2 protein-coding genes are annotated in these 9597 nt (G+C 70.3%); both read left to right on the top strand.

From position 1 onward, the window contains the following. A partial coding sequence (locus AC0699_RS38555; protein WP_478670880.1) for an amino acid adenylation domain-containing protein occupies positions 1-8200 on the top strand: 8200 nt, incomplete at its 5' end. After that, positions 8197-9597: condensation domain-containing protein (locus AC0699_RS38550; protein WP_478670877.1), on the top strand; the 1401-nt coding region annotated here is incomplete at its 3' end. The genes AC0699_RS38555 and AC0699_RS38550, both read left to right, overlap by 4 nt.

Raw genomic sequence — 9597 nt, 5'->3', positions numbered from 1 at the left:
GGATGATTCGTTCTTCGACCTGGGTGGGCATTCCCTGCTGGTGACGCGGCTGGTCAGCCGGATCCGTACCGTCCTCGGCGCCGAACTCCCCATCCAGCGGGTCTTCCGCACGCCGACCGTGGCCGGGCTCGCCGAGGTGCTCAGGACCGCGGACGCCGCGCGCACCCCCATGACCGCCGGGCCGCGCCCGGACCGGTTACCCCTCTCGTACGCCCAGGAACGCCTCTGGTTCCTGCACCGCTTCGAGGGACCGGCAGCCACCTACAACCTTCCGCTGGTCCTCCAGCTCTCCGGCCGGCTCGACCGGGAGGCGCTGCGCGCCGCCCTTGCGGACGTCCTCGAACGCCACGAGCCGCTGCGCACCGTCTTCGCCGAGGACGCCGAGGGTCCGTACCAGCGACTGCTCGACGACACCCATCCCGAACTGACCGTCGTCCGCCTCACCGGCGCGGACGAGACCGAGGTGCGCCACCGGCTCGACACGGCCACACGCACCGGATTCGACCTCGCCGCCGAACCGCCGTTGCGCGTCACCCTCTTCGAGACGGCTGAGGACGAACACGTCCTGCTGCTCCTGCTGCACCACATCGCCGGTGACGGCTGGACCCTGCCCGTACTTGCCGAGGACCTCGCGGCCGCCTACACGGCCCGGCTGGACGGAGCGGCACCGGCCTGGTCGCCGCTCACCGTGCAGTACGCCGATTATGCGTTGTGGCAGCGGGAGGTGCTGGGGTCGGGGGACGATCCGGACTCGCTGCTCGGTGGCCGGCTGGCGTACTGGCGGGAGGCTTTGGCGGGGCTGCCGGAGGAGTTGGCGCTGCCGGTGGACCGGCCGCGTCCGGCGGTGGCGTCGTACCGGGGTGAACGGCTGGAGTTCGAGGTGCCGGCCGGGCTGCACGCGCGGGTGGCGGAGGTGGCGCGGCAGCACCGGGTGAGTGTGTTCATGGTGGTGCAGGCCGCGCTGGCTGCGCTGTTGTCGAGGCTTGGTGCGGGGACCGATGTGCCGATCGGTACGCCGGTGGCCGGGCGTACGGACGATGCGGTGGAGCGGCTGGTGGGCTGCTTCGTGAACACGCTGGTGCTGCGGACCGACGTGTCGGGCGATCCGACGTTCGCGGAGCTGCTGGACCGGGTCCGCGACACCGACCTCGCGGCCTACGACCACCAGGACGTCCCCTTCGAGCGGCTGGTCGAGGAACTCAACCCCGAACGCTCCCTCGCCCGGCACCCCCTCTTCCAGATCATGCTCACCTTCGACACCGAAGGACCCGTCCACGAGCGGATCGGCCAGGCCATGCCGGGTCTGGCCGTCACCGAACGGACCGCCTGGACCGGCTCGGCCAAGTTCGACCTGGTCTTCGGTTTCGCCGAGCGTCGCACCGCGGACGGCGACCCCGACGGGATGCGCGCCGCGCTGGTCTTCAGCACCGATCTGTACGACCGCGGCACCGCGCGCAGCCTGACCGACCGCCTGGTGCGGTTCCTCGACACCGTTACGGCCCAACCGGCCCAGCGCATCGGTCTGGTTGATGTGCTTGATGACGAGGAGCGTGGTCGGTTCGGTGCGGGGGGTGGGGAGTTGCCGTCGGTGGGGGTGCGTTCGACTTTGCCTGAGCTTTTCGAGGAGCAGGCTGCCCGTGCGCCGGATCGTTTGGCGGTGGTGTTTGAGGGTGTGCGTCTGTCGTACGGGGAGCTTGATGTTCGTGCGGAGAGGTTGGCGCATCATCTGATCGATCGGGGTGTGCGGCCGGGGCAGTTCGTGGCGTTGGCGTTGCCTCGTTCGGTGGAGTTGGTGGTGGCGGTTCTGGGTGTGCTCAAGGCGGGTGCGGCGTATGTTCCGGTTGATCCGGCGTATCCGGCCGATCGGATCGGGCACACCTTGCGGGATTGCCGGGCCGTGTTGGTGGTGACTACCGCGGGCGTTGTTGCCGGGTTGCCGGACGATGTCGGTGCGGCGCGGTTGGTGCTGGATGATCCGGTGACGGCCGGGGTGCTGGCGGGTCTGCCTGGGGCGGGTGTCGCGCGGCGGCGTGGGTGTCTGTTGCCCGGGCATCCGGCGTATGTCATCTATACGTCTGGTTCGACGGGGCGGCCCAAGGGTGTGGTGGTGGCGCACCAGAATGTGGTGCGGCTGTTCACGGCGACGGACCATTGGTTCGGTTTCGGGCCTGATGATGTGTGGAGTCTGTTCCACTCGTTCGCTTTTGACTTCTCGGTGTGGGAGTTGTGGGGTGCGCTGCTGCATGGCGGGCGGTTGGTGGTGGTCTCGCATGAGGTGAGCCGGTCGCCTGGTGACTTCCTTGAGCTGCTGGTGCGGGAGCGGGTGACTGTTCTCAATCAGACGCCGTCGGCGTTTCATCAGCTGAGCCAGGCGGATGCGGAGCGTCCGGAGGTGGGTCGTGATCTTGCCTTGCGGTATGTGGTGTTCGGTGGGGAGGCGCTGGAGCCGACGCGGTTGAGGGACTGGTTCGGCCGGCATTCGGACCGGGCTCCGGTGCTGGTGAACATGTATGGGATCACCGAGACCACGGTCCATGTCACGTATCTGGCGATGGATGCGTCGTTGGCTGCCGGTTCGTCGCGCAGTCTCATCGGGGATGGCATCCCGGATCTGCGTGTGCATGTGCTGGATGAGTGGTTGCGGCCGGTTCCCTTCGGTGTGGCGGGGGAGCTCTATGTCGGTGGGCGTGCTCCGGCGGATGGTTATCTGCACCGCCCTGGTCTGACGTCCGAACGGTTCGTCGCCGATCCGTTTGCGGCCGATGGTTCGCGGATGTATCGCACGGGTGATCTGGCGCGTCGTCACCGTGATGGTGGTCTTGAGTACCTGGGTCGTGCCGACCACCAGGTCAAGATCCGCGGTTTCCGTATCGAACTCGGCGAGATCGAGGCGTCCTTGGCCCGTCATCCGGAGGTCGGCCAGTGCACCGTCGTGGTGCGCGAGGACCGCCCCGGCGACAAGCGACTCGTCGCATACACCGTGCCCGCGGCCGGACCGGTGGACCACGCCACCCTCCGCGAGTACGTGGCGGGTTCACTGCCCGACTACATGGTCCCCTCGGCGTTCGTCACGCTGCCGACCCTGCCGCTCACCGCGAACGGCAAGCTCGACAGCAAGGCGTTGCCCGCCCCGGACCTGGGGGCCTCCCCCGAGGGCCGGGCCCCGCGCACCCCGCGCGAGGAGATCCTGTGCACGCTGTTCGCCGACGTGCTGGGCGTGCCCGAGGTCTCCATCGACGACGACTTCTTCGCCCTCGGCGGCCACTCCCTCCTTGCCACCCGCCTGATCGGGCGCGTCCGTGGCGCCCTGAGCGCCGAACTGTCGGTACGCACCCTCTTCGAGTCGCCCACCGTCGCCGATCTGGCCCGGCGGCTCAAGTCCGCAGACGACGCACGCACCGCCCTGACCCGCGCCGAGCCCCGGCCCGATCGCGTACTCCTCTCGTACGCGCAGCAGCGGCTCTGGTTCCTCCAGCACCTGCAGGGCCCCAGCCCCGCCTACAACATCCCGGCGGCGCTGCGGCTGTCCGGCGGCTTGGACCGCGACGCCCTGCGTGCCGCGCTGCTCGACCTCGTCGAACGCCACGAGTCGCTGCGCACCGTCTTCGCCGAGGACGCCGACGGTCCGTACCAGAAGGTGCTGTCATCGGCCGAGGCCCTGCCCGGCCTGCCGGTCGAGGACACCACCGAGGAACGGCTGGACGAACGGCTTGCCGAGGCCGCCCGCACCGGCCTCGACCTGACCGCTGACGCACCGCTGCGGGCCCGGCTGTTCGCCCTCGCCCACCAGGAGCACGTGCTGCTCCTGGTGGTCCACCACGCCGCCGCGGACGGCTGGTCGCTGCTGCCGCTGGCCCGCGACATCGTCACCGCCTACGCGGCACGGACCGAGGGCAGGGCTCCCGACTGGGCACCGCTGCCCGTCCAGTACGCCGACTACAGCCTGTGGCAGCGCGCGCGCCTCGGCTCCGAGGACGACGCGGACTCCCCGATCTCCCGCCAGCTGGCCCACTGGACCGCCGCGCTCGCGGACCTGCCGGCCGAACTGCCCCTGCCCACCGACCACCCTCGCCCCCTCGTCGCCTCCGAGGACGGCGACGAGATTGACTTCGAGGTGCCCGCGCACGTGCACGAGGGCCTGCTGCGCCTCGCCCGGGGCAGCGGAGCCAGCCTGTTCATGGTGGTGCAGGCCGCGCTGGCTGCGCTGTTGTCGAGGCTTGGTGCGGGGACCGATGTGCCGATCGGTACGCCGGTGGCCGGGCGCGACGACGAGACCGTCGAGGACCTGATCGGCTTCTTCGTGAACACGCTGGTGCTGCGCACCGACACCTCCGGCGATCCGACGTTCGCGGAGCTGCTGGACCGGGTCCGCGACACCGACCTCGCGGCCTACGACCACCAGGACGTCCCCTTCGAAAGGCTGGTCGACGCGCTCAGCCCGGAACGGTCGTTGGGCCGCCACCCGCTGTTCCAGGTGTCGCTGCGGGTCGACGCCTCCGACCGGCAGTCCGCGCTGGACACTATCGGCCGACTGCCCGGCCTCGTCGTCACCCGGCACCCCGTGAGCACCCGTGCGGCGAAGTTCGACCTCTCCTTCACCCTCGAGGAGCGGCACGGCGCCGACGGCGGCCCCGCCGGTCTGCGCGGCGGCCTGGAGTACCGCACGGACCTCTTCGGCCTGCGCACCGCCCGGTCGGTCGCCGAGCGGCTCGTCCGCATCCTGACGGCAGCCGCCGAACAGCCCTCCCAGCGCATCGGTCTGGTTGATGTGCTTGATGACGAGGAGCGTGGTCGGTTCGGTGCGGGGGGTGGGGAGTTGCCGTCGGTGGGGGTGCGTTCGACTTTGCCTGAGCTTTTCGAGGAGCAGGCTGCCCGTGCGCCGGATCGTTTGGCGGTGGTGTTTGAGGGTGTGCGTCTGTCGTACGGGGAGCTTGATGTTCGTGCGGAGAGGTTGGCGCATCATCTGATCGATCGGGGTGTGCGGCCGGGGCAGTTCGTGGCGTTGGCGTTGCCTCGTTCGGTGGAGTTGGTGGTGGCGGTTCTGGGTGTGCTCAAGGCGGGTGCGGCGTATGTTCCGGTTGATCCGGCGTATCCGGCCGATCGGATCGGGCACACCTTGCGGGATTGCCGGGCCGTGTTGGTGGTGACTACCGCGGGCGTTGTTGCCGGGTTGCCGGACGATGTCGGTGCGGCGCGGTTGGTGCTGGATGATCCGGTGACGGCCGGGGTGCTGGCGGGTCTGCCTGGGGCGGGTGTCGCGCGGCGGCGTGGGTGTCTGTTGCCCGGGCATCCGGCGTATGTCATCTATACGTCTGGTTCGACGGGGCGGCCCAAGGGTGTGGTGGTGGCGCACCAGAATGTGGTGCGGCTGTTCACGGCGACGGACCATTGGTTCGGTTTCGGGCCTGATGATGTGTGGAGTCTGTTCCACTCGTTCGCTTTTGACTTCTCGGTGTGGGAGTTGTGGGGTGCGCTGCTGCATGGCGGGCGGTTGGTGGTGGTCTCGCATGAGGTGAGCCGGTCGCCTGGTGACTTCCTTGAGCTGCTGGTGCGGGAGCGGGTGACTGTTCTCAATCAGACGCCGTCGGCGTTTCATCAGCTGAGCCAGGCGGATGCGGAGCGTCCGGAGGTGGGTCGTGATCTTGCCTTGCGGTATGTGGTGTTCGGTGGGGAGGCGCTGGAGCCGACGCGGTTGAGGGACTGGTTCGGCCGGCATTCGGACCGGGCTCCGGTGCTGGTGAACATGTATGGGATCACCGAGACCACGGTCCATGTCACGTATCTGGCGATGGATGCGTCGTTGGCTGCCGGTTCGTCGCGCAGTCTCATCGGGGATGGCATCCCGGATCTGCGTGTGCATGTGCTGGATGAGTGGTTGCGGCCGGTTCCCTTCGGTGTGGCGGGGGAGCTCTATGTCGGTGGGCGTGCTCCGGCGGATGGTTATCTGCACCGCCCTGGTCTGACGTCCGAACGGTTCGTCGCCGATCCGTTTGCGGCCGATGGTTCGCGGATGTATCGCACGGGTGATCTGGCGCGTCGTCACCGTGATGGTGGTCTTGAGTACCTGGGTCGTGCCGACCACCAGGTCAAGATCCGCGGTTTCCGTATCGAACTCGGCGAGATCGAGGCGTCCTTGGCCCGTCATCCGGAGGTCGGCCAGTGCACCGTCGTGGTGCGCGAGGACCGCCCCGGCGACAAGCGACTCGTCGCATACACCGTGCCCGCGGCCGATGCCGCAACCGGCCCGGATCCGGCCGGTCTGAGGGAACACCTCGCCCGGGAGCTGCCCGACTACATGGTGCCGACGGCGATCGTGCCGCTGGACGCCCTGCCGCTCACTCCCAACGGGAAGACCGACCAGCGGGCCCTGCCGCGCCCCGCGTACGGCGACGAGACCCGGCGCCTCTCCCCGCGCACCCCGCGCGAGAAAACACTGTGCGCCCTGTTCGCCGAGGTACTCGGGCAGGCCGAAGTCGGCGTCGACGAAGGGTTCTTCGCTCTCGGCGGCGACAGCATCATGGTCATCCAGCTCGTCAGCCGGGCCCGCCGCGCCGGGCTGGAGCTCTCCGTGCGCGAGGTCTTCGAGCACCAGACGGTCGCGGCTCTGGCTCATGCCGTACGCGACGCCGACGGCGCTGCGGTGACCGCCGGGGAGAACGCGGCGGGCCCCGGCCCCGTACCACTCATGCCCATCACCCACTGGTTCGCCGAACTCGGCGGGCCCACCGACCACTTCAGCCAGTCGCAGCTGATCCGGGTACCGGCCGGGGCCGACCCGGGGCAGCTGACGCGGGCGCTCCAGGCGGTCCTGGACCACCACGACACCCTGCGCATGACGCTCCACGTCACCGGCGACGGCGGCCGTGCCGGCGGTGGTGCCGCCGGCTGGCGGCTGGAGATTCCCGACGGTCCCGGCCCGCGCGTGGACGATGTGCTGCACCGGGTCGACGTTTCCGCCGTGGACGAGGACGGGCTGCGCACCCTGCTCCTCCGGGAGGGAGCCGCGGCACGCGCCCGGCTCGCACCCCGGGACGGCGTCATGGTCCAGGCGGTGTGGTTCGATGCCGGACCGCACCGGCAGGGCAGGCTTCTGCTGGTGGTGCACCACCTCGCCGTCGACGGCGTGTCCTGGCGCATCCTCCTGCCGGACCTCGCCGAGGCCTGGCGCGAGTGCGTCTCCGGAGGCACCCCGCGCCTCCAGCCCGTGGGCACCTCGCTGCGCGGCTGGGCGCGCCGACTGACCGAGCTCGCCGCCGACCGCCCGGACGACACCGAACTCGCCCTGTGGGACGGCGTACTGAACCAGCCCGACCCGCTGCTCGGCGGGCGACACCTCGATCCGGCGCGGGACACCTACGCAACCGCCCGGCACCTCTCGGTGACCCTGCCCCCGGACGTCACCGAAGCCGTACTGGGCGTGGTGCCGGCCGCCTTCCGCGCGGGCGCCGACGAGGTGCTCCTCGCCGCGTTCACCCTCGCCATGGCCGAGTGGCGGCAGGAGGACCGGCCGACGCGGGCCGCCACCGAGGTGCTGCTGGACCTCGAAGGACATGGCCGCGAGGAGGAGTTCGCAGGCGGCGCCGACCTGTCACGGACCGTCGGCTGGTTCACCAGCATCCACCCCGTACGCCTGAGTACCGGGCCCTTGGACCTGGCCGACGCGTGGGCCGCGGGCCCGGCCGCCGGCGACCTCGTCAAGCGGGTCAAGGAACAGCTGCGCGGCATCCCCGACCGCGGCATGGGCTACGGGCTGGCGCGCTACCTCAACCCGCGGACGGCGGGCCTGCTCGCCGCCCGCCCACAGCCCCGGATCGGCTTCAACTACCTGGGGCGCTACGCCGTGGGCACGGACCAGGACCCCGCCGACTGGACCATCGAAGCGGGTGCCGACACCGGACCCGACCACGATCCGCGCATGCCGCTGCCGCATGTGCTCGAACTGAACGCCGCGACCCGGGACACCCCCCGCGGGCCCGAACTGGCGGCGGTGTGGACCTGGGCGGCGGACCTGCTCACCGAGGACCGGGTCGATGAACTGGCCCGACTGTGGTTCCGGGCCCTTCAGTCCCTGGCCACGCACGCGGAACGACCCGACGCCGGTGGGCTCACCCCGTCCGACGTGGCGCTGTCGACGATCGACCAGCGCGAGATCGACGAGTTCGAAGAAGAGTTGACGCAGGAGTGGGAGACGCACACATGAGCCGACAGCCGCGGGCCATCGAGGACATTCTGCCGCTCTCGCCGTTGCAGGAGGGGCTCCTCTTCCACAGCGTCTACGACCGTTCGGGCAACGACGTCTACACCGCGCAGTCGGTGTTCGAGCTGACGGAGCCGCTGGACACCGGTGCCCTGCGGGCCGCTGTGAAGGGCCTGCTCCGCCGGCACGCCGCCCTGCGCGCCTGCTTCCGCGAACGCAAGTCCGGCGAGTGGGCGCAGTTGGTGCTGCGCGACGTCGACCCCGTGTGGCAGGAGATCGACCTGAGCGGCCTGCCCGAGGCCGAGCGTACGGCCGAGGCGGACCGCATCGTCGTCGAAGACCGGATACGCCGCTTCGACCTCGCCAAGCCCCCGCTGATGCGCTGCACCCTGCTCCGGCTCGGCGGCGGCGTCTACCGCTTCCTGCTGACCAGCCACCACCTCCTCTACGACGGCTGGTCGCAGCCCCTCCTGGCCCGCGAGCTGTTCGCCCTGTACGAGAGCCGCGGCGCCACGGACGAGCTGCCCCCCGTACGCCCCTACCGCGACTACCTGACCTGGCTCGCCCGGCAGGACCGCGATGAGGCCGTCCGCGCCTGGACCGAGGCGCTCGACGGCATCGGCGACGCCACCCTCGTCGCGCCCGGCGCCGACCGTGAGCCCGTCGTGCCCGAAGAGGTACGTCTGGAACTGTCCGAGGCGGACACCGCCGGCCTGTTGCGCTGGGCACGGGAGAACGGACTCACCCTGAGCACCGTCGTACAGGGCGCCTGGGCCCTGGTCCTGGGCGCCATGACCGGACGGGACGACGTCGTCACCGGCGTTACCGTCAACGGGCGGCCGCCCGAGGTCGCGGGCGTCGAGTCGATGGTCGGCCTGTTCATCAACACCGTGCCCCTGCGGCACCGCATCCGCCACGACGAGTCCCTCACGGCGATGCTGCGACGGCTCCAGGACGAGCAGACCCTGCTCCTCGCGCACCAGCACCTCGGACTGTCCGAGATCCAGCGGCAGGCCGGCGCCGGTGAACTCTTCGACACGCTGTGCGTCTTCCAGAACTACCCCTCCAGCGGAGCCGCCCGCCGCGCGGGCACCGGCTCCCTGCAGGTGACCGGGGTGCAGAGCCGGGACGCCACCCACTACCCGCTGGCGCTGATCACCGCACCCGGGGACCGGCTCGGCTTCCGTCTCGACTACCGCTCCGACGCCTTCGACCGCGCCGCCGCCGAAGCCGTACTCGACAGGCTCGCGCGGGTGCTCGACGCGGTCGTGCACGACCCCGCGCAGCCGGTGGCAGCCGTCGATCTGCTGTCGGGTGAGGAGTGGCGGCGGGTGGTGGTGGAGTGGAATGCGACGGGGCATGTGGTGCCGTCGGTGTCGTTGGCTGATTTGTTCGTGGAG

The organism is Streptomyces sp. NPDC043870 (assembly GCF_056435785.1).
The sequence above is the reverse complement of the archived record's forward strand: the minus strand, read 5'-3'. Positions and strand labels throughout refer to the sequence as shown.